This is a genomic window from Imperialibacter sp., from assembly GCF_040222385.1.
Classification (GTDB): domain Bacteria; phylum Bacteroidota; class Bacteroidia; order Cytophagales; family Cyclobacteriaceae; genus Imperialibacter.
On the sequence record NZ_JAVKDF010000035.1, the window covers coordinates 674924 to 696188 of the forward strand.

At 47.2% G+C, this 21265-nt stretch carries 18 protein-coding genes; 9 read left to right on the forward strand and 9 right to left on the reverse strand.

The features are described from left to right. Positions 1 to 2: 2 nt before the first annotated feature. The 4 genes from RIG68_RS18690 (at position 3) to RIG68_RS18705 (ending at position 3503) form a co-directional block, all read left to right on the forward strand. Positions 3 to 743: a (Fe-S)-binding protein gene (locus RIG68_RS18690; protein WP_350125675.1), complete on the forward strand. Its 741-nt coding sequence runs from the start codon at positions 3 to 5 to the stop codon at positions 741 to 743. After that, entirely contained in the window at positions 740 to 2104 is a 1365-nt protein-coding gene (locus RIG68_RS18695) for a lactate utilization protein B (protein WP_350125678.1), read from the forward strand. The genes RIG68_RS18690 and RIG68_RS18695 overlap by 4 nt, the downstream gene beginning before the upstream one ends. After that, positions 2101 to 2676 carry a LutC/YkgG family protein gene (locus tag RIG68_RS18700; RefSeq protein ID WP_350125681.1) on the forward strand — a complete coding sequence of 192 codons (576 nt, stop codon included), beginning with the start codon at positions 2101 to 2103 and terminating at the stop codon, positions 2674 to 2676. The genes RIG68_RS18695 and RIG68_RS18700 overlap by 4 nt, the downstream gene beginning before the upstream one ends. Positions 2677 to 2885: 209 nt before the next feature. After that, positions 2886 to 3503: a DUF2202 domain-containing protein gene (locus tag RIG68_RS18705; RefSeq protein WP_350125684.1), complete on the forward strand. Its 618-nt coding sequence runs from the start codon at positions 2886 to 2888 to the stop codon at positions 3501 to 3503. A gap of 63 nt (positions 3504 to 3566) precedes the next feature. Here RIG68_RS18705 and RIG68_RS18710 read toward each other — a convergent pair whose 3' ends face one another. The 5 genes from RIG68_RS18710 to RIG68_RS18730 form a co-directional block, all read right to left on the reverse strand. Next, positions 3567 to 4370 carry an SDR family NAD(P)-dependent oxidoreductase gene (locus tag RIG68_RS18710; protein ID WP_350125686.1) on the reverse strand — a complete coding sequence of 268 codons (804 nt, stop codon included), beginning with the start codon at positions 4368 to 4370 and terminating at the stop codon, positions 3567 to 3569. Next, positions 4363 to 4566, reverse strand: a complete 204-nt coding sequence (locus RIG68_RS18715) for a YgaP family membrane protein (RefSeq protein WP_350125689.1) — start codon at positions 4564 to 4566, stop codon at positions 4363 to 4365. The genes RIG68_RS18710 and RIG68_RS18715 overlap by 8 nt, the downstream gene beginning before the upstream one ends. Before the next feature lie 109 nt (positions 4567 to 4675). Continuing rightward, complete coding sequence (locus RIG68_RS18720; RefSeq protein WP_350125692.1) at positions 4676 to 5521, reverse strand: helix-turn-helix domain-containing protein; 846 nt, start codon at positions 5519 to 5521, stop codon at positions 4676 to 4678. A gap of 125 nt (positions 5522 to 5646) precedes the next feature. After that, positions 5647 to 7104, reverse strand: coding sequence for an aldo/keto reductase (locus RIG68_RS18725; RefSeq protein ID WP_350125695.1), 1458 nt, complete (start codon positions 7102 to 7104; stop codon positions 5647 to 5649). An 8-nt stretch (positions 7105 to 7112) separates the two neighbouring features. Continuing rightward, positions 7113 to 8609 carry an APC family permease gene (locus RIG68_RS18730; RefSeq protein WP_350125698.1) on the reverse strand — a complete coding sequence of 499 codons (1497 nt, stop codon included), beginning with the start codon at positions 8607 to 8609 and terminating at the stop codon, positions 7113 to 7115. A 265-nt stretch (positions 8610 to 8874) separates the two neighbouring features. On the opposite strand from RIG68_RS18730, the gene RIG68_RS18735 reads away from it, so the two are divergent. Both RIG68_RS18735 and RIG68_RS18740 read left to right on the forward strand, forming a co-directional pair. Beyond that, positions 8875 to 9423 (forward strand): methylglyoxal synthase, encoded by a 549-nt coding sequence (locus RIG68_RS18735; RefSeq protein ID WP_350125701.1) that lies wholly within the window; start codon positions 8875 to 8877, stop codon positions 9421 to 9423. A gap of 101 nt (positions 9424 to 9524) precedes the next feature. Beyond that, the gene (locus RIG68_RS18740; RefSeq protein ID WP_350125704.1) at positions 9525 to 11003 is read left to right on the forward strand and encodes a xylulokinase; all 1479 of its coding nucleotides are present in this window, start codon (positions 9525 to 9527) and stop codon (positions 11001 to 11003) included. 55 nt (positions 11004 to 11058) lie between these two features. On the opposite strand, the gene RIG68_RS18745 is transcribed toward RIG68_RS18740, so the two are convergent. After that, entirely contained in the window at positions 11059 to 12573 is a 1515-nt protein-coding gene (locus RIG68_RS18745) for a hypothetical protein (protein WP_350125707.1), read from the reverse strand. A 282-nt stretch (positions 12574 to 12855) separates the two neighbouring features. On the opposite strand from RIG68_RS18745, the gene xylA reads away from it, so the two are divergent. Continuing rightward, complete coding sequence (gene xylA / locus RIG68_RS18750) at positions 12856 to 14184, forward strand: xylose isomerase (RefSeq protein WP_350125710.1); 1329 nt, start codon at positions 12856 to 12858, stop codon at positions 14182 to 14184. Positions 14185 to 14290: 106 nt separating this feature from the next. Then, entirely contained in the window at positions 14291 to 15376 is a 1086-nt protein-coding gene (locus tag RIG68_RS18755) for an aldose epimerase family protein (protein WP_350125713.1), read from the forward strand. 90 nt (positions 15377 to 15466) lie between these two features. On the opposite strand, the gene RIG68_RS18760 is transcribed toward RIG68_RS18755, so the two are convergent. The 3 genes from RIG68_RS18760 to RIG68_RS18770 all read right to left on the reverse strand — a co-directional run bounded on the left by RIG68_RS18760 (position 15467) and on the right by RIG68_RS18770 (position 17411). After that, complete coding sequence (locus RIG68_RS18760; protein ID WP_151999575.1) at positions 15467 to 15931, reverse strand: RES family NAD+ phosphorylase; 465 nt, start codon at positions 15929 to 15931, stop codon at positions 15467 to 15469. Further along, the gene (locus RIG68_RS18765; protein WP_350125716.1) at positions 15932 to 16423 is read right to left on the reverse strand and encodes an antitoxin Xre/MbcA/ParS toxin-binding domain-containing protein; all 492 of its coding nucleotides are present in this window, start codon (positions 16421 to 16423) and stop codon (positions 15932 to 15934) included. It abuts the gene before it with no gap. Positions 16424 to 16538: 115 nt separating this feature from the next. After that, complete coding sequence (locus RIG68_RS18770) at positions 16539 to 17411, reverse strand: AraC family transcriptional regulator (RefSeq protein WP_350124777.1); 873 nt, start codon at positions 17409 to 17411, stop codon at positions 16539 to 16541. 256 nt (positions 17412 to 17667) lie between these two features. Here RIG68_RS18770 and RIG68_RS18775 point away from each other — a divergent pair, with 256 nt between their 5' ends. After that, complete coding sequence (locus RIG68_RS18775) at positions 17668 to 21144, forward strand: PVC-type heme-binding CxxCH protein (RefSeq protein WP_350125720.1); 3477 nt, start codon at positions 17668 to 17670, stop codon at positions 21142 to 21144. The last annotated feature ends 121 nt before the right edge of the window (positions 21145 to 21265 follow it).

The following is a 21265-nucleotide window of genomic DNA, read 5'->3' on the forward strand; positions in this document are numbered from 1 at the left end:
CCATGAAAATTGCGCTTTTCATTCCCTGTTACGTCGACCAATTCTACCCTCAGGTTGGCATTGCCACTTTGGAGCTACTGGAAAAGCTGGGCTGCGAGGTGGATTACCCAAAGAACCAAACCTGCTGCGGTCAGCCAATGGCGAACTCAGGCTATGAGTCAAAAAATGAAAAGATTGACGAGCTCTTCATCGATAATTTCGCCGGATATGATTACGTCGTTTGTCCCTCCGGCAGCTGCACCCTCCACGTAAAAGACCACCTGCATTCCGCTGGCAGGGAAACTGAAGCTGGGTCGATTAGAAACAATGTTTACGAGTTGGTAGAATTCCTTCACGACATTCTGAAAGTTGATAAAATTGAAACTGCCTTTCCTCACAAAGTGGGACTTCATGCCTCATGCCATGGGCTGAGAGGCTTAAGAATTGCAGCGGCTCCGGAGCTAAATATTCCGCCATTTAATAAGACTGCCAGCCTCCTTCAAAAAGTAAAAGGGCTTGAGTTGGTTGAGCTAAATATGCCAGGAGAATGCTGTGGTTTTGGCGGCACGTTCGCTGTTGGTGAGGAGGCGCTATCGGTAAAAATGGGAAAGGACAGAATCAAAGACCATACAGATCACGAAGCTGAGTTCATCGTGGGCAACGATATGTCGTGCCTGATGCATCTGGAAGGTATTATCGGTAGAAACAACATGAAAGTGAAGGTGATGCACGTAGCGGAGATATTAAACGGAGTATCAGCATGAGCCATAGCACCAACACCGAAACTTTCCTCAAAGACAATAAAAAAGTCGATTGGCACAACGAAACGCTTTGGTGGGTACGGAGCAAGCGTGATTTGTCGAGCAAGCAGATTCCGGAATGGGAGCAGCTGCGGGAGCTGGCATCAGGCATCAAAGACAGCGTACTTTCCAATCTCGCCGGCTACCTGGAAGAGTTCGAGAAAAATGCCACCGCCAATGGCATCAATGTACACTGGGCTGCTGATGCTAAAGAGCACAACGAAATTGTCACCTCCATTCTTCAAAGGCACAAAGCGCAGAAGCTGGTAAAAAGCAAGTCTATACTGACGGAAGAGTGTCACCTCAACGAGCACCTGGAAGAGCATGGTTTTGAAGTAGTTGATACTGATTTGGGAGAGCGAATCATCCAGTTTGTGCGGCAGCCTCCCAGCCATATTGTGATGCCTGCCATCCACCTGAAAAAAGAAGACATTTCAGAAATATTCCACGAGCACCTACAGACGGAAAAAGGCAACAACGACCCCCAATACCTGACCGAAGCAGCCAGGCAACACCTCCGCAACAAATTCATCGAGGCCGACATTGCTCTCACCGGCGTCAATTTTGGAATTGCGGAAACAGGTGGTTTCGTCGTTTGCACCAACGAGGGAAATGCTGATATGGGCGTTCACTTGGCTCCCGTTCACATTGCCTGTATGGGCGTCGAAAAGCTGATTCCCAAACTGGAGCATCTCGGTGTTTACACCCGCCTATTGGCCCGCAGTGCCACAGGCCAGCCCATTACCAACTACACCAGCCACTTCCACCGGGCACGACCAGGCCAGGAGATGCATATTATTTTGGTAGACAATGGGCGCACGGAACAGCTCAGCAGGGAGAAGTTCCGCAACAGCCTGAAGTGCATCCGCTGCGGTGCCTGCATGAACACCTGCCCGATTTACCGCCGCAGCGGTGGCTACAGTTACGACGCCACAGTGCCAGGCCCTATCGGTTCCATCTTATCGCCAGGAGTGGATTTGAAGAAACACCAATCTCTACCCTTTGCCTCCACACTGTGCGGATCTTGTAGCGACGTGTGTCCTGTGAAGATTAATATCCACGAGCAGCTTTACGAGTGGAGGCAGGTAGTGGCCGATGAAAAGCTAGACGGAGCCGGGAAAAGAATTTCGATGACATTCGCTGCCAAAGTGCTCTCTTCGCCATCGCTCTACAATATGATGGGAAAGCTGGCAAGGAAGTCGCTGGCGTTGCTACCGAAGTCTCTCATCAACAACCCTCTCAATGCATGGGGCAAGCAGCGAGATTTGCCTGATCCTCCCCGGGACAGCTTCAAAGAGTGGTATGCCAAAAACAGAAAGTCATGAGCAGCAGAGAAAAAATACTGGGCAACATCAGGAAGCTTGGGCTTGAACCAAAGCCGCTACCAGAAATACCAGCATTTGAGGTGAGCAAAGACCTTGAGGCTACTTTTACCACTTCACTGGAAGCCAACCACGTGACTGTTATTTCATGCAGAAGCGAAGAAGAAGTCAAAGCAGCAGTTGCAGAACAGATCAGGGCCTATCAACAGGTGATAACCACACTGCCTGACCTTTATTCCTCCGGAATAGATCTGGCTACCGTCAAAAAGCCATCGGATCTGCGATACGTTGAAGCCGGCATTATCAAAGGCGCTTTTGGCACAGCAGAAAACGGAGCCATTTGGGTGCCGGAAAGCCTCGCTGGGATACGAGCCTTACCTTTTATTGTGGTGCACCTAATTGTGGTTGTCGAGCGCAAAACGCTGGTAGGCAACATGCACGAGGCCTACAAAAAGATTGTAGAAATCCCCGGCTTCGGCGTCTTTATCGCTGGCCCTTCTAAAACGGCAGACATCGAGCAATCGTTGGTTATCGGCGCCCACGGGCCGAAGAAGATGACGGTGATATTGTATTAAAACAGTGCGCTGGCATCATCAATGTGGTGCCACCAACTATCGCTGTGGGCACCACTGCGCTCGGAATCACAGCCGTCGTGCCCACAACTTGTTGGTGGCACGACTTACGAATCGTCCAATTCAGCTATCACCTCCTCTGTGACCACAGTCACTGCAAAGCTTTTCCTTCCTTGTGATATTTGAGAAAGGAAACTCAAAATCACATACTTATGAAAAAGCTAATGATATTGGTGGCGATACTTACCGCAATGGCATCGTGCCAAAACTCAAATGACGGCGCAGATGAAGTAATCGTTGCGCCACTTACCGAGCAAGAAACAGCAGACATACTATTCCTGAGAGAGGAAGAGAAGCTAGCCAGAGATGTGTATTTGTTTTCTTATGATTTGTACGGACACATCATTTTTAACAACATCTCAAACAGCGAACAGACACACATGAACAGTGTCTATACGTTGATTTTGAAATACAATCTCTACGATCCGACGGAGGGCAAGCAACGAGGAGAATTTGAGAATGAAGTTTTACAAAACTTATACAACAGCCTTTCGTCGCAATCATCCCTGTCACTTATGGAAGCCTTAAAAGTTGGGGCTGGCATTGAAGATTTGGACATTAATGATCTTGATGGCAATATTAGCCACACAACAAAAGCCGACCTCCTTCAGGTGTACTCCAGCTTGCAATGTGGCTCAAGAAATCACCTGAGAAATTTTGTCCAGCAACTCGAAGGCATTAATGGCACGTACGAGCCTCAATTTCTTAGCCAGGATGACTATAACACCATAGTAGCCTCTCAAAACGAAAGATGTGGGCTACCCTTTTAGCCCACATCCTACTGACCTTCGAGTAGCATTTCCATAGCTGCTTGGCTATTTCTCCGACGGTTTTTAAAGCTTAGCAGGGTCAATCGCTTTCTTCATCATTTTTTCATTCATTGTTGAGAGCATACCCAGAGGGCTATGCTTTGCCATGCCAGCCATCACGTTGTTCGCAAAGCCTGGTACTGCCAAAAACCCCTTACCCAATTTTTTAAGCCCAGCGGTAGCTACGGCGTCCGCAGTCATAGCTTTCATAGGTGTCTTACGCCAATTTACTCCCGTACTGGTAGACATCGGTGTTTGCGTCAGTCCCGGGGACAGAACAGCAATATCCACTCCCTTCGGTTTCATTTCTCCGTACAAAGAAGCGCCGAAATTCAAAACAAACGCCTTACTGCCAGCGTAATTAGCAAAATAAGGATTGGGCATGTGGCCAGATAAACTTGCCACCATCAGGATACCGCCCTTTCCTCTGCCAATCATTGGGCCAATAAAGTGATGGCTAAGTGCCACTGTGCTCACTACATTGAGCTGCAAAACCTGCATTTCTTTCGAAATGTCATTTTTCTCAAAAGCCCCATTGACTTCCAGGCCAGCTGCCAACACCAGCAAGCCTATTTCATGCGCTTTCGACTCACTTATCACCTGTTCAACCCCTTTGGTCGTTGACAAATCAGCGGGAATCGTCGCTGTCTTGATATGATGCTTCTCCGAGAGCAATTTTGCCTTTTGAATGAGTTCCTTTTCCTTTCTTGCCACCAAAACAATATTCAGCCAGGCGGCAGCTAATTGGTCAGCCAACTGCTCACCAATACCAGATGTAGCCCCAGTAACCAGTGCCCATGGGCCATATTTTTCCTTGAAATTAGTCATTGCGCTCAGTCTCCATAGGTTTTTTGGTATTCACTCCTATTAAATCATACACCGGATCTGAGCCCATTATTGCCGGCAGCATGAGTAGCGCTCCCGCTAAACCCCACCAGGTACTGTACACATATCCTACAGCCAGGATGGCGATTCCTACAATTAATCTGACCAATCGGTCTGTCTTACCTACGTTCTTTTTCATATTGGTACTTCTTTGATTTTCGAAATTAATAGCCGTCAGAGCCTAGTCCCTTAACGAGACCAAAATTCGGTAAACAAAAGAAGTCGCCTTGCGCAAATCGGGTCAGATACTACGCATTTAGGCTCACACGATAATCGGAGGGTGACACCCCGAAGGAGGTTTTAAAGGTTCTGTTGAAAGAGCTGAGGGTCTCAAATCCACACTCATAGGCAATTTCAGCTATTCTGTAGTTGTTTGACTTGAGCATTTCTGCCGCTTTATGCACTTTTTTCTCGGCGATATATTTTTTGGGGGTTTCCTTAAAAGCTTCCTTAAACCTCCTCTTAAAAGTTGACAAGCTCATGTGACACAGAGCCGCCAACTCGTCGAGGCTGCAACTGGAGAACAAGTTGCTTTGAATAACATTTCTGAATGCGGCAAAATCGGGCTTAAACATCGCCGCCAGGAAATCGTAATGGGATGGAGCTCCTTGTGACTTGCTGATGAGTAGTACAAACTCCCTCAGTTTCGTCTTGATCATGGCCTCGTCAGCCAACTCAGGGTGATCCAACAGCAGATTAACACTATCCCTGAAATTATTCAACAACGCATCAATCTGAACCTGCTTCAGGTTGAAGTCGACAGTGTAAGAATAGGCGCTTAGTTCAAAGTCAAACAACTCCTCAACCATAGAGGGATAGAGCAAAACACCAATGACTTCCACGCCTTCGCCCACCTGTCGCTGGTTTGCGTTGGTTTCAAAAAAATAGTTGAGGCATTTGGCCAATAGTCCCTGGCCTGGTTCAAAATCAAGATAATTCGTTGGGGAGCGGACAGAGAATTCCCCTTTGTTGACAAAAATAAAGCAGGCTTCAATTTCGAAAAACTCTTTGGGTATTCTGTCAAAATAAGGAATGGTCAGTTTTTCGAAGACAATCCTTTCCTTATACTTCAATACTTTTTGTCCGTAGTTCAATGAAGAAATTCGTTAGGTACGCACTAAGTCTTTGAAATTTAGCAAAAAAGAAGTCGACGGGAAAGTTGACCTCTATTCCACATTCAGAGGTCACGCTTGCTCATCGCTATGGGTACGACGCCTCCTCACTCCACCATCGCCTCAGCCTCTATCTCCACCAAGTACTCCCTGCCAACCAAATTGGCCTGTACTAGTGTGTTGGCTGGCTGAATATCTTTGAAGCGTTTGCCGTGAACTCTGGCCACAGCTTCCCAGTCATCAATATTTCTAACAAAAATTCTGGTTCTCACCACCTCTTCCATCGTTGCGCCCAGCGACTGCAAGGCGCCTTCTATTTTATCAAGTGCGAAGGTGGCTTGCGCTGCAGGGTCATTTCCACCTATAGCCTTGGCCCCATGTGTAGCGGTCGTGCCTGAAATCAAGATTCTATTTCCTTTTTTCACAGCACGGCTAAACCCTGCCAGGTCTTCCCACTCCGTGCCGCTCAATGCTTTTATTCTTCCATCACTGCCTTCAGTTGTTGGATAGGGCACTGGGATCGCCTCAACATGGTGACTGAGATCGCCCGACGCTGTCAAAAAAGGCGGCTTCCGGTACTCATCACCACAATCGCCTGGAATGGGGCTAAACCCTGCAATCACATTTTCAATAGCTTTCTTGCTGTCAGCATCTAACCGGAAGTCAAACAACCTGAGATTGTCCATCACGTGCTCACTTTCTCCCAGTCTGGCACCAACGATGACACCACCAACAGCGGGCTGCTCCAACATGTAGCGGGTAGCTACATTGGCCATTGATACATGGTATTTTTCAGACAGCTTTGAAAGCACCTGTAGCAAATCCTGTAGTTTCTTCCAGCCTCCAGCTACATCCACAAAGCGCTTGTATTTCATTTGCGACCAGGTCAAACTTGCCTCTTGCTTAGGCTCAGGTTTACCCAACCATTTCTCGGTCAGGAAACCGCCGGCCAATGTGCCAAATGCCAGAATTTTCACCCCATGCTTTTCACACACCGCAGCCATGTCTCTTTTTGCTCTTTGATCAAGCAAAGAATAAGACACCTGATTCGATACCACTTTTATCCCACTTTCCAGCACCATATTCAAATGGGCTGCATCAAAGTTTGTGAGGCCAATTTGCTTCAGCAGCCCTTCCTCCCTCAACTCTTCCAGCCAATAAAGACAATCGAGCCAGATAGGGTCGGCGTAGTTCCAGGCATGAAACTGCATCAGGTCAAGCTGCTCCATATTCATACGCACAAGCGCAGTGGCCACAGCCTCTCTCACGTCCTTTTTTGTTATCTGACCTGGGCTAGGCACCCATTTTGTCAGCAGGTTCACCGGCCGGTAGTCGGCATACTTCTTTTTGTAGATGCCGGCAATTATTTCGGCCGAACCATAGTGATCCGCCATATCAAAGGTGACCAGTCCGGCATCTCCGTATGCTTTCATCGACTTTGCAGCAGCTTCAAGATCCAGTGTTTTGCCGTCTCTTTCCATGTCAGCCACCTGCCATAACCCCGTTAGTACTCTCGATATCTTAAGGTCAGGTGCCAGTTCACAATATTCTACTCGGTTACTCATAGCTAGTCTTATTCAGGGGGTAGTTGCGAAAACCTCTCCGACAGGTTGACGCCCTGTTTGGTGAGTTTTCTTTTTTCACGAAAATAAATCATTGTAGCGACAATCATCACCACTATCCATATAAAGGTAGAATGGAAGTACCATGCGCCAGGGTCGCTCGCAAAATCTTTGTATATATGCACCACAAGCAAGCTTCCCAGCAAAAGAGCGCCAGCCACAGCGATCACAATCTGCCACGCTCGTTGCTTCATCACCACGATCCCTTGCGCTAGAGCGGGGTTTCGCTTTTCCAGGGTGTAAACAGAAATGACCATCAAAAGGAAATTAACGAGCATGGAAGTCACCATAATATCTATCCCTAAAAAGAAATCGCTCGCAAGGTGGCACCCCAATATGCCAATCGAAGCCATAGCTCCACTGACGATAATGGCCGTCGCAGGAGTTTTCCGCACGGGGTGCACCCGTGCGACACTCTTAGGAAATATTCCGTCCTCAGCCCAGGCAAACATCAGTCTGGAAACCGACAGGATCATGGCCGGCAAATCGTTGATCAGAGCAATAGCAGCACCAGCCAAAATAAGCACACCCCACACAGATGGCAGCACATAGCTTAGCAGGCCGGGTGCCGAAATGTCTTTTTGCATAGATTCAGCTGCTATAAAATCCCACGGCACGGTATGATAAACAGCCCATGTGAATAGGAAGTAAAACGCACCCACAGTCAGAATGGCGATAGCAATCGCAATCGGCAATGACTTGCCTGGATTTTTCGCCTCGCCTCCTGCCTGCGCTATAGAGTCGAACCCGATAAAGCTGGAAAACAGCAAAGCCGAAGCGGTAACAAAAACCTTCCAATCAAAGGCCTTGCCGGCAGCCTCTGCAATTTGCCTGCCTTCTTTTACCTGAATGGCAGACACAAAGTCGGCCTGGTTGTGAGAAAAGCCTACCACAATCACAATAGCACCAAGGCCGAACATCATAAACATCAGCGGAATTAGCGTACGTTCATACAGCTTAATGCCCTGGATATTAACGAGTACAAAAGCCCAGAGAAAAGCGAATGAAATAGCCAGGCGAACAAAGCCCAACTCCAAAGCCTCTCCCAATGCTGACCAACCCAGGCCAAAAGCAACGTCTCTCAGGAATGGAACAACCACGTAGGACACAACGCCAATGGCAACGGAAAGGCCAAACCATTGGGAAAAGCTCGCCACAAAGCCCAGATAGGGGTTGAGAGACCTGCTTACGTGGACATAACTACCTCCCGCTCTCGGCATAGCCGAACTGAGTATGGCATAAGCCATGGCCGCAAGAATGGCAGGCACTGCGGCCACCAAAAAAGCCGGAAGCACATAAGGCCCGATTCCAGGCACATTTCGCTGTATCATGAAAGGCACTACGTTGATGCCAGCCCCCATCATCGAACAAATGCCAGTAGCTGCAAGGCCCAAAATACCCATCTGCCTTGTCAGCCCTGTTTTCATCCCAACATCTTTTTTTGCCATCTCACTTTATTCAAATAGGCTGTCACTTGAGTGATATAGTTAAACCTTTTGACGGTCACCACAAAATGATTTTTGATGACGCACCTTCGATATTCCCATTTCAGCGAAAAATCTTTTTCAGAAAGGAAATTTCTCTGCAACGGTTTGTTAAGAACTTTGCAATCGATTTCTCCGGAAAACACAACCTCTAATGGCCTGATTACGTTGCAATGAAACGAATCTTTTATTAAGAAAAAGGGTTAAATTTGTATAAATCATTGAGAGATTGGCACACTACTTGGTGTCTGAACAGAATATGATTGACTTGAAAGTTGACACAACAATGAATACGATAGATAAAAAGAATATAGCGCTTGTTGCGCACGATTATAAAAAGAAAGACCTGATTGAGTGGGCACTCTTTAACAAGGGTGTATTAGCTGGTCATTCTCTTTTCGCCACCGAAGCTACCGGGAATCTTGTAGAAAAAGAGCTCAACTTGCCTGTGACCAAGGTGAAAAGTGGCTCTATGGGTGGTAATCAACAAATAGCCACTAAAATTTCCGAAGGAGAAATAGACATTCTTATCTTTTTCTGGGATCCTTTAGCACAGTTGCCAAGCGACCCTGAAGTGAAGGCGTTGCTGCGAATAGGCATGGCCTGGAACATTCCCGTTGCCTGCAACAGAGCAACAGCGGACTTCCTTGTTTCATCTCCGCTGCTAAATTCTTCCTATCAAAAACAACAGCCCGACTATAAAGCGCAGGGAGAAAACCTTTCCGAGTCTTTCTTCTCTGACACTGACGAGAACTACGGCCTGCTGTTGACTATTTAGTAGCTTACATCACCGAAACTTAATCTAACACCCAGTCCGTAAAATGAAATGGATTTGGGATAGGTTTGCTATTTTAGCACACATTTAATCAAATTTGCACCATGTTATTATTAGGTATAGATATAGGAACTTCCTCCGTCAAAATTTCTGTAGTGGACGCCCAAACGCAGAAATGCATTGCTTCCACACACTATCCGGAAACGGAGGCGACGATTTTGTCGCCAGAGCCAGGTTGGGCGGAACAATCCCCCAACATGTGGTGGGAATACACGCAGCAGGCCATTACCAAGCTCAACGCCACCAAAAAATACAACCCCAAAGACATTGGGGCTATTGGCATTGCCTATCAAATGCACGGGCTGGTGATAGTGGACAAAGACCTAAAGGTATTGCGTGACTCCATCATCTGGTGCGATAGCCGTGCTGTGGAAATCGGCGATAAGGCGTTCAAAGCCATCGGCAAAAGCGTAGCCCTTTCCTCGCTACTTAACTCTCCCGGTAATTTCACAGCTTCCAAGCTCGCCTGGGTAAAGGAAAACGAGCCATTCTTGTACGATAAAACCTACAAGCTCATGCTGCCCGGCGACTTTATTGCCATGAAGTTTACGGGCGAAATTACCACATCCGTTTCCTCTCTTTCTGAAGGAATTTTCTGGGACTTTCAAAAGGACGAGCTTTCTGATCCGGTATTCAACTATTTCGGCTTCTCAAAAAACATGGTGCCCGACATCAAGCCTGTCTTTTCGGAGCATGGCACAGTAAGCTACGCCGTTGCCGAACCGTTAGGTTTGAAAGCTGGCATTCCGGTTACCTACAAGGCGGGAGACCAGCCCAACAATGCTCTGTCACTCAATGTATTTGAACCAGGCGAAGTGGCCGCCACTGCTGGCACCTCCGGTGTCATTTATGGCGTAACTGACCAGGTGAGCTACGACCCCCAGTCGAGGGTAAACACATTTGCTCATGTGAACTATGCCAACAACAAAAAGCGACTGGGTGTACTGCTTTGCATCAACGGCACCGGCATTATGAACCGCTGGATAAAATCTGTGGCGGGTCAGCACCTCACCTATGAGCAAATGAATGAAGAAGCAGCCAAAGCAAAGCCTGGAAGCAGAGGCCTCTATGTGATGCCTTTTGGCAACGGCGTGGAACGAATGCTTGAAAACAAACTAATAGGTGCCCACATCCACACCATTGACCTCAACACTCATGGCCCGCACGAATTGTTCAGAGCGGCTCAGGAAGGCATTGCCTTCTCGTTCCGCTACGGCCTCGACATTATGAGAGACAATGGCATGAGTCCTAAAGTGATCAGGGCTAGCTATGCCAATATGTTCCTGAGCGATGTCTTTACCGAAGCATTTGTGAACGTAACAGGCGTGCCTGTAGAGCTCTATGAGGGTGACGGAAGTGTTGGTGCTGCAGTAGGCGCCGGCCTGGGTGCTGGCGTTTACGCCGACCAGAAGGATGCCTTCAAGAACATGAAAAGGCTTCGGGTCGTAGAACCTTCAAAAAATATCGACTACGAGCCCCATTATGAAAAGTGGCTTGCAATTTTGAAAAGCCACCTTGATTAATAGAAATGGGCTGCTATCGTGATAAAATAGCAGCCCTTTTTCGTCTTTTGGCCTGTTAGTTTTCGTATTCGTAAACAGTTTTTGAGGTATAAGTAGCAGTCGGATTCTGGTAGCCAACATACTTCACCTCTTTCTCCGTAGGATAGCCGTTGTGATAAGTGTAGGTGTACTGGCCAGGCACATATATTGGGAAGCTCCCGGCATAACTTTGAGTCTCGCCATTCACGTTGTTCTTGCTTGACTGACGAAGAAAATAGTCCGTGATTCCCAGCAAATAGTGTGGATTGATAAAGGAGTCGTAGCGCTTCTGGCTGGAGCTAGTTCCCGCTGTACTACCCACACCCGAATATTCCGAAACGATGTTTCCTTTATCAAATTCGTAGTGATAAGTAAAGAAATTCCCATTGTCAAAACTGTACCGTATGCCAGTAAATGCATCTGTCTGCGAGTTATATAACCAGGCAGCTTCCTGCCCTCCGTTTAATCCTGTTTGCACAATTTTTGAAACCTGACCATCACTTCTATAATGGTATAGCTGCGTATCAAGCAGCGTATTGTCCATCGTCCTTTTGACGTTATCCAGCCTACCGTTCTTATACTCATACCAGGTGATTAACTGGAGAACCCACTCATTGGTATCGTCATTGAAGTGGTAAAAATCTCTCCTTGATAGCTTGCCTTCCTCATTGTAAATGTAATCCACATGGCTTTCCAGTTTTGAGCCCCCGGCCAGCAGCGTAAACTCAGTCTCACTCTTCAGCCTCTTAATGGCCTTTTGCGCCTCCAGTTTCACTGCATGCTTTTCGAAAAGCTCCTCTCTTGTCAGCTCTCTCTCGTAAATGTCGCCCCAGTGTGTCCAGCTAATGTAATAATAGTCGAATCTTGTCGGAATACTGATATTTTCCACACCGTCAATATCTCTACCAACAGACCATGAATTACCTTCGTCGTCGGTGGCAGTAATTAATACCGACGGCTTGATATTGTCATAAATAAACCCGCCAACATTGATAGAAGCACTAAAAGAAACAAGGGTCACTTCGTCGCTCTTGCCGCCAAACACCTCGACAGCGTAACCAAAATCAGCGGCATCCTCCACTACAAACACCTGACCCACTTCCGTGTTGGCCACAATTGTACCCCCCGCTTTTCCATCAACCACCAATGGCAAAGCCATTTGTAGCTCCTCCCCCTTCAGCGATCCTTCGTACGGCGTCGCCAGCACCACTTTATCGCCTGCATTGAAAACCACAAAGCTGGAAAGCCTGTACGTGGCCGACGGCATTTCAAACGCTTCAGTAAAATAACTCCCTGCTTTGAGGGAAAGGGCAACTTTTTTGTTGCTCACCACCTCTAACTCATTTTTGTCTGTCATGGTAACTACAGCATACGCTGGTTGCCTTTCCGATGCATTAAAAAGTGGAGGAAGATTAAAAGAAAGCGTTATTGATGCTTTTTGACTTCCTGGGTTTTCATTTTCACCTGGAAGCGCATCGTCGTCGCCAGAACAGGCCGCAAACATACCCACCAGGGCAGTGGCTGCAAAAAAGTTAAGAAATTTGACCTTCATGTTTATTTGAAAATTAAAAATATTGCTACTCGCTCTAAAAAAATCATCCAGTAGAAGTTTCGGTCAGTAGGTGTGGACGGTAAAGCTGTTGAGTAGACGAAAATTGAAATCGAAAGGTTGGAGGTGTCAATAAATATTTTTGGGTAAAAGCCTATCTGAGAAACACCACTTCAAACAGAACAACAGTTGGAAAAAGTTATAAAGTGGAAAATTTTTCGCCTTCATCTCATTATTCTGCTAACTTAACGCCCTGTTTTTTAAACCCCTAAAAACACTTGAAACATGGCAATAACTCTTGGAGAAAAAGAATTTTTCAAAGGCATAGGTCAAATTAAATTTGAAGGACAGGGCTCCGACAACCCTATGGCCTACCGCTGGTATGACGAAAACAAAGTAGTAGCAGGCAAAACAATGAAAGAGCACCTGCGGTTTGCGGTTGCCTACTGGCACTCCTTTGTTGGCAGTGGTGCCGATCCTTTCGGAGCACCCACGCATATTTTCCCCTGGGACGTGAAAGGCGATGCAGTAGAACGAGCAAAAGACAAGATGGATGCTGCTTTCGAATTCATGACAAAATTGGGTCTTCCATACTATTGCTTTCACGATGTGGACGTAGTTGACTATGGAGACAATGTGGTTGAAAATGAAAAAAGGCTTCATGCGCTTGCCGAGTACGCCAAGAAAAAACAGGCAGCCAGCGGCATAAAGCTGCTTTGGGGCACCGCCAACCTCTTCTCCCATGTCAGATACATGAATGGCGCTTCTACCAACCCAGATTTCCATGTGCTGTCACACGGTGCGGCACAGGTAAAAGCCGCTTTGGATGCGACAATCTATCTTGGAGGCGAAAATTATGTGTTCTGGGGAGGTCGTGAAGGCTACATGTCGCTTCTAAACACTGACATGAAGAGAGAGCAGGATCACCTGGCAATGTTCCTTCACAAAGCCAAAGACTATGCCCGTAAGCAAGGCTTCAAAGGCACCTTCTTCATTGAGCCTAAGCCATGCGAGCCCACCAAGCATCAATACGACTACGACTCAGCCACTGTAATTGGCTTCCTTCGTCAGCACGATTTGCTAAACGACTTCAAACTGAATATCGAAGTAAACCATGCTACATTAGCTGGCCATACATTTACCCATGAACTGCAGGTGGCATCCGATGCAGGCTTGCTTGGTTCTATTGATGCCAACAGAGGCGATTACCAGAACGGCTGGGATACTGATCAGTTCCCTAACGATATCACCGAGGTTACCGAAGCTATGATGATCATTTTGCAAAACGGAGGCTTTGGTGGTGGTGGCATCAACTTCGATGCTAAGATCAGAAGAAACTCTACTGACATGGAGGACTTGTTCTATGCCCATATTGGTGGTGTCGACATCTTTGCCCGTGCCCTGGTAGCTGCCGACAACATTTTGCAAAAGTCGGAATACAAGAAGATTCGCAAAGACCGTTATGCCTCATTCGACAGCGGAAAAGGCAAGGAGTTTGAACAGGGAAAACTATCTCTCGAAGACCTTCGCAACTATGCTGCCGAAAACGGAGAGCCTGCAATGACCAGCGGTCGCCAGGAATATATCGAGAACCTGATCAACAGGTACATCTAGACCAAAACCAGCCAGAGCATCAAAAGTGATGCTCTGGCTTTACCTCACCAATATGAAACCTACTATACTACTTTGCTTATTGGCCCTGGGCCTAAACGCTTGCACAATGCCTACTAAAGAAAAAACTGAGGAGACTACAACCGCCTCCCACATATCTGCTGCAGATTGGGGTGAGGTAGATGGCAAAAAGGTTCAGCTATTCACGCTGACCAACGACGCTGGTTCTGAAGTAAAAATCACCAACTATGGCGGAATTGTCACTAAGTGGAATTTCCCCGAGAAAAACGGAAAGGTTTCTTCCATTGTATTAGGCTTCGACAGTTTGAAAACATACCTGGCCGGCCATCCGTTTTTTGGTGCAATAGCAGGCCGCTATGCGAACAGAATAGCCAAAGGCCAGTTCACCATTGATGGTGAAACCTACATGCTGGTCAAAAATAACGGAGAGAACCACCTTCACGGTGGTACCAAAGGTTTTGACAAGCAAGTTTGGACTGCCAATGCAGTTGATGGAGATGAGCCTTCGCTGGAGCTGAGCTATTTGAGCGTTGATGGAGAAGAAGGATATCCTGGTAATTTGAATGTGAAAGTTGTTTACACATTGACTGCCAACAATGAACTAAAGATCGATTACACTGCCACTACGGACAAGGCTACGGTGCTCAACCTCACTAACCACAGCTATTTCAACCTAACTGGAACGCCTGCTAACACCATACTTGATCATACCATGAGGATCAAAGCAGAAAAATATACGCCTGTTGATGCCGGGCTTATTCCAACTGGTGAGCTGGCACCCGTGGCCGGGACGCCTTTCGACTTTGGCCCGCCTATGAAAATTGGCTCCAGAATAGCAGATACGGGTGGCGATCCTTATGGCTATGATCACAACTTCGTAATTGACGGAGAGCCGGGAAAATTAAGACCTGGAGCGATTGCCACTGATTCAATATCTGGCAGAAGACTCGACATGGCCACCACTCAGCCAGGTGTTCAGTTTTACACAGGCAACTTCCTGAACGGCAACGTAAAAAGTGACGATGGGATACCTTACAGCAGGAATACTGGCTTTTGTCTGGAAACGCAGCATTTCCCTGACTCTCCCAACAAGCCTGATTTTCCAAGCGCCCTGCTGAAACCAGGGGAAACATACCACGAAACAACCGTGTACAAAATAAGCCTGATGGAGTAGTGACCACATTGGTACAGAAACAAAAAGCACTGTCCTTAGGGCAGTGCTTTTTTTCTATCAAACTTCTCTAAACCCGCCCGAACTTTCTGGTCAGCCCCACTCATTCAACTCGAATGACACCTCTTCTGTAGCTATGATCTTCATTGATTTCATAGCTTCCGGGTGCAATGGGTTGATCAACAGGTTGTGCTCCGAAGGGTAGCTGGACAATGGAATGCGGCAAGAGGGCACCTTCAAAAAGGGTGACATCATACGCTGCGCCCAATTGGTGCCAAAAGCCTGAGTAGAGGTCGGGTAAGGGCGACGACCCCAGTCAGGTGGTAAGTCCTCCGACATCAGATGAGGAGCGTCTGCATTTATCTGAATGGTGATCAATACCCACGATCCGTTCGCCACTACTGGCCCCTTGATGGCCAGCAGTTCCATAAACGTGATGGCGCTGACATTGCTGGCATATATAATGGGGGTGCCGGGGAAGTTCCATCTGCCACCTGCTCTTCCATAGCCCAGTGGAGTTGAGGCAAATATCTTATTGATCAGTCGAAAGTATTTCACCTACAAAACGTTACCCCACAACATCGCCTCCATGGCATTGTCAACCAGCTCTATCCCATAGGGGCTTTTGATCAACTCAATAGGCTTTTGATTGCCCAAGGCCTGGTTGATGGTGTGAAGCCATTCTTTCAACTGCTTCTCGGAACCAAAAACCTTCACCCCCTTGGCGATGATGTGGTCAATATCATACATGGCCTTTGATCTCATTTTACCTATCGTTTTATCGCCTTTATCCCACCTAAACAGTGTGCTCGGATCAACTTCCAGCACACCCGACAGCTCCTGCTGACTATAGCCAAGGTATTGCACCATTGGCTTAATGCGTTCATAAACAAGCTCCGGCTCTTTGGCCATCAAAGGCGGATCATCATTCTGAGCATATGGCTTGAGAAAATGGTAGGCTTGCACGTCGACGTTAATCGATTCCGTTTCACCACTCGAGGTTTTTATCCGCCATGAGCTTGCCTCTGATTTTTCGCCTTCTTTGGTCATCACTTATTTTGATTTCAATCGTCTGCCATTTTAACATATTGCATTTGCAATACTAATATACGCTTTTTGCAATAATTTAGTTACGAAGATTTTACTTTTTAAAGAGACGGTCAGGTTAAATAACTTTTCTATACTCTTTCCTATACTCCAGCGGAGCCATTCCAGTGATCTCTCTGAACTGACGATTGAAGTTGGAAAGCGTTTTGTAGCCACATTCAAATCCAACGGCCGCCACCGAAAGTTCACCATCCACAAGCATGTGACAGGCCTGCCCCACTCTTACCTCACTTACAAATGAGGAGAAGGTCTTATTCGCTCTCGTTTTAAAATACCGACTAAAGGCGACAGGGCTTAGATTAGCCAGGGAAGCAGCCTCCTCTAGCGTAATCTTCTGTCTGAAGTTGTCAATGACGTAGTGATGAACAAGGTTCATCCGGTCTCCGTCAGACGCTTTCAATTGAAAGCTGGCCGGGCCTGACGACACATATCGATACTCCTTCGAATGTGCAAGTGCACTAAGTATCTTCAAAAACTGAATAACACTTTCGATCCCCTCCGAGTCCACAATTTTGAGCATCCACTCTTTTACCTGACTCCGTGTATGTCCATAATATTCCAGCCCTCGTCTGGCTTTTTCGAAGAGATACTTCAAACCAGCAAGTTCCTCTTTTTCCAGCATTTGGTGCCCAAGAAAATTCTCATCGAAATAGATAACGATTCCCCTGGTAGAGAGCTGGCTGTCTTTAGCAAAGTAAGATTCGTGGCACCGCCAAAGGTGTGGCAGATTGGGCCCTGAAAGCAACAAGTCTCCTTCCTTGAAGGGCTTGATCGTATCGCCGACAAATCTGGTTCCATGGCCCTTGAGTACCACAAAGAGTTGATACTCCGGGTGAAAATGCCAGTTAGGGTCGAAATACGCATCCTGCAGATCTTTGATAACAAATACCCTGGAATCTGGAATGGCCGATTTTTGAATGGGTACTCTCATAGTTCAGTTGCGATGTGTCGTGGTTTCAGCGCCACAATTTTCTCATAAAAAAGAATAAATGACACACAAGTAAGTTAAAATAAAGTCAGAACAGGTCAAAAAAGTGAGAGCATTAATGAATTCTATTTTGCAATATTGATAGTCAAAAATGAATTGCGTTGTCAGATTGATAGATCACGTACATTTTGAATACGCCTCATTATTGAATAAAGAAAAATCACCTCAAGCGTAATCAGCATTCAAAAACAATCAAGTAATGAAATACACAATACCTACTTTAACCTCTGCCAGAGCAGTCATTGGGCTTCTCAGTTTGGTAATAATCTTGTTCTTTACCTCCTGCAGCAATGACAACGGGCCGAGAAGGTTGGAAATCCTTTTTCTGGGGCATGCAAGTGAACACCATCCTTCAGAAAAATATGCTCCTATCCTGGCTCAGGCCGTCGCACAAAAGGGCATCAACATTTCCTACACGAACGATCCCAATGATTTGAATGCCACCAACCTGGCCAAATTTGACGGACTTATCCTTTATGCCAACCACGATTCAATTACTTCCTCGCAGGAAAAAGCGTTGCTGGATTTTGTTGAAGGTGGTAAAGGTTTTATCCCCATCCATTGTGCCACCTGGTGTTTCCGTAATTCGCCAAAAGTGGTCAATCTGATGGGGGGGCAGTTCAAAACGCATGAAACAGGCACCTTCACAGCCGATATCCTGATGCCGGAGCATCCCGTAATGCAAGGTCTCTCTCCATTTGAAACCTGGGATGAAACTTACGTGCATGATAAGCTCGCCAGCGACAACACCGTGCTGATGGAACGAGTCGAAGGCGATCATCACGAGCCTTGGACATGGGTAAGAAACCAGGGCAAAGGCCGAGTGTTCTACACCGCATACGGGCATGACGAACGCACCTGGAACAACCCTGGCTTCCAGGATCTTGTGATAAATGGGATTTTCTGGGCTGTCGGCGACGAGGCAGCGCAGAAAGCCAAACAATATAAAATAGCCAGGCTCAGCTACTCTGACGCCGTAATACCTAACTACGAAAAGAGAGACCCGGCACCGAGGCTTCAAGCACCATTGTCTCCCGATTCGTCAATGACTCATATCCAAATACCTCCCGGGTTCGAGCTATCGCTTTTCGCATCGGAGCCAGATATCATCAACCCAATTGCCATGGCTTGGGACGAAAAAGGCCGTCTTTGGGTGGTAGAAACTGTGGACTACCCCAACACCGTGCGTGACGAAGATGGCGTTGGTGACGACAGAATCAAAATTCTGGAAGACACGAATGGTGATGGCAAAGCCGACAAGTTCACAGTGTTCGCCGACAAGCTTAACATACCAACCAGTATTGTATTTGTGAATGGGGGCATCCTGATTTCGCAGGCACCATTGTTCTTGTTTTTGAAAGACACTGATGGGGATGACAAGGCTGACGTGAGAGAAGAGGTAATGGGAGGCTGGGGAGTATCCGACACTCATGCCGGACCATCCAACTTAAGGTACGGATTCAACAACAAAATTTGGGGCACCGTAGGCTATTCTGGCTTTGAAGGTAAGATTGGTGGTGAAGATTTTGAGTATGACCAGGCAGTCTTCAATCTCAGCCGTGACTTCAAACAAATGTCACACCACACCCGCACAACCAACAACACATGGGGACTTGGCTTCACCGAAAACAACGACATTTTTGTTTCGACCGCCAACAATACCCACACGGCATATGTAAACGTCCCCTACGCCTTCACCAAAAAGGTGAAAAACTTCTCCAACGACTTCGCCACCAAGCTGGACGGCCACTACGCCATGCATCCCGTCACCAAAAACTACAGGCAAGTTGACGTGTTTGGCGGATTCACAGCTGCTGCCGGGCACAACTTTTATACTGCTCGTCGTTTCCCTAAGGAATACTGGAACCGCATCGCTTTCATTGCAGAGCCAACTGGCAAACTGCTACACAAGGGAATATTTGAAGTAGACGGCGCAGGCTTCAAGGAAAGCGATGGCTGGAACATGATGGCAGCCTCCGATGAGTACATGTCACCTGTGCATGCGGAAGTGGGCCCTGATGGTGACCTTTGGGTACTTGACTGGTACAACTTCATTATTCAGCATAACCCTACCCCGAGTGGTTTCGAGAATGGAAAGGGAAATGCACATGTGAACCCACTCCGTGATCGCACCCATGGCCGGATTTACAAGATTTCCTACAAAGGTGCTCCGGAGGCCGAAAAGATCGTTCTCGACCGCAAAGAACCTGCTTCCCTGATCAACGGCTTGAAAAGCAGCAATATGTTTTGGAGGCTCACAGCGCAACGCCTTATTGTTGAAGAAGGTGACCAAAACATCCTTCCCCAGCTTTATGAATTGATTAGCTCCTCCAAAGAAGATGAGATAGGCGTAAATGCTCCTGCTATTCACGCCATTTGGGCAATTGAAGGCCTTGGCGCACTGAATGGAACAAATGAGGAAGCCACACGAATTGTGACCAATGCTTTACGCAATGCAAATCCAGGCGTAAGGAAAGCTGCCATTCAGGCCTTACCAAAAAATGCTACCACCCAGGAATCGTATTTCAATGCAGGATCATTCTCTGACCCCAACCTTAATACAAGATTGGCAGCATTTATTGAGGCATCTTATATGGCACCGTCTAACGAGTTGGGCAAAATGTTCTTTCATGCTAGCTTAAATCAAGATAATGTGACGGATCAGTGGCTGTCCAAGGCAGTTAGGGCCGGATCGCTAGCCCACAAAAACGGTTTCATTGCGGCCTATCTGCAAAACACCGCCGAGTTGGCACCTGATGGCCTTACAGAAGAGATTTACTCCAGTACCAGCTTCACACTTTTGAACCTTGGAGGGACCAAGTATGTAGCGGCAGCTGACTTCCCTTCAGTGGTAGGCAAAGAGATCTACCTCAGCGGCAATATCTGGAAAGGCAATACCATACTCAACGGGATGCTTATCCAGCACGGAGACAAGGTTAACGGCTATGGCGTATTTGCCGACAACGATGACTTCATTGTCGTGGTTAACCAGAATGGAAAAACATATACAGGAAAAGGTACGGCTGACATGCCAGTGAGTTTCAAATGGGAATTCCAGCTAACCAAGGCAGGTGCAACCTTTATCGTGAACAACGTCCCAGCGGTTTCTTTGAAAACCGGAGGATTGTTTGACAAGGAGCTAAAACAGGGGCTGCGCATTGACAAGGAAACAGATGGTATGACTGGGGTGAAAAGTGGCACCATCGAACGCTTCACCCGGGGCATTTACAACCTGGTGGCAGAAGTGGGCGGTGACAATAACCTCTCGGCTTCTCTTGACGCCGACAAGGTGATTGTGCTTAAGACAATTCCAAACAAAATGGAATATGATCTCAAAACGCTTGAAGTAGAGGCAGGCCAAACGGTAGCAATCATCTTTGAAAACGTCGACTTCATGCAGCACAATCTCCTGATTGCGAAACCAGGCACACTGGAAACCGTGGGTGCTGCCGCCGACAAAATGGCCGCCGACGCTAATGGCGCTGAAAAGAGCTACATTCCTGATGTTCCGGAGCTGCTATACTCAACCAGGCTGGTAAATCCGGGAGAAAAAGTAGTATTGACGTTCACTGCACCATCGGAGCCAGGCGACTATCCGTACCTGTGTACATTCCCGGGCCACTGGAGGATCATGAATGGCATTTTGAAAGTAACAAATGGCAAATCAGCCGATTAAATTGAAAATATCAAACTCACGTCAGGGCACTAGCTTCAGACGTGAGTCTTGATTTCCTTTATCCATTACCAAACTTACCTACCGGTCTCAGAACCTTCCACCCCGGCATTCGCCGGGGTGG

Bases quoted from the DNA above. Each gene is read 5' to 3' on its own strand.
- RIG68_RS18690 (WP_350125675.1), top strand. From the start codon at position 3: ATGAAAATTGCGCTTTTCATTCCCTGTTACGTCGACCAATTCTACCCT.
- RIG68_RS18695 (WP_350125678.1), top strand. From the start codon at position 740: ATGAGCCATAGCACCAACACCGAAACTTTCCTCAAAGACAATAAAAAA.
- RIG68_RS18700 (WP_350125681.1), top strand. From the start codon at position 2,101: ATGAGCAGCAGAGAAAAAATACTGGGCAACATCAGGAAGCTTGGGCTT.
- RIG68_RS18705 (WP_350125684.1), top strand. From the start codon at position 2,886: ATGAAAAAGCTAATGATATTGGTGGCGATACTTACCGCAATGGCATCG.
- RIG68_RS18710 (WP_350125686.1), bottom strand. From the start codon at position 4,370: ATGACTAATTTCAAGGAAAAATATGGCCCATGGGCACTGGTTACTGGG.
- RIG68_RS18715 (WP_350125689.1), bottom strand. From the start codon at position 4,566: ATGAAAAAGAACGTAGGTAAGACAGACCGATTGGTCAGATTAATTGTA.
- RIG68_RS18725 (WP_350125695.1), bottom strand. From the start codon at position 7,104: ATGAGTAACCGAGTAGAATATTGTGAACTGGCACCTGACCTTAAGATA.
- RIG68_RS18730 (WP_350125698.1), bottom strand. From the start codon at position 8,609: ATGGCAAAAAAAGATGTTGGGATGAAAACAGGGCTGACAAGGCAGATG.
- RIG68_RS18740 (WP_350125704.1), top strand. From the start codon at position 9,525: ATGTTATTATTAGGTATAGATATAGGAACTTCCTCCGTCAAAATTTCT.
- RIG68_RS18745 (WP_350125707.1), bottom strand. From the start codon at position 12,573: ATGAAGGTCAAATTTCTTAACTTTTTTGCAGCCACTGCCCTGGTGGGT.
- xylA (WP_350125710.1), top strand. From the start codon at position 12,856: ATGGCAATAACTCTTGGAGAAAAAGAATTTTTCAAAGGCATAGGTCAA.
- RIG68_RS18755 (WP_350125713.1), top strand. From the start codon at position 14,291: ATGCCTACTAAAGAAAAAACTGAGGAGACTACAACCGCCTCCCACATA.
- RIG68_RS18765 (WP_350125716.1), bottom strand. From the start codon at position 16,423: ATGACCAAAGAAGGCGAAAAATCAGAGGCAAGCTCATGGCGGATAAAA.
- RIG68_RS18770 (WP_350124777.1), bottom strand. From the start codon at position 17,411: ATGAGAGTACCCATTCAAAAATCGGCCATTCCAGATTCCAGGGTATTT.
- RIG68_RS18775 (WP_350125720.1), top strand. From the start codon at position 17,668: ATGAAATACACAATACCTACTTTAACCTCTGCCAGAGCAGTCATTGGG.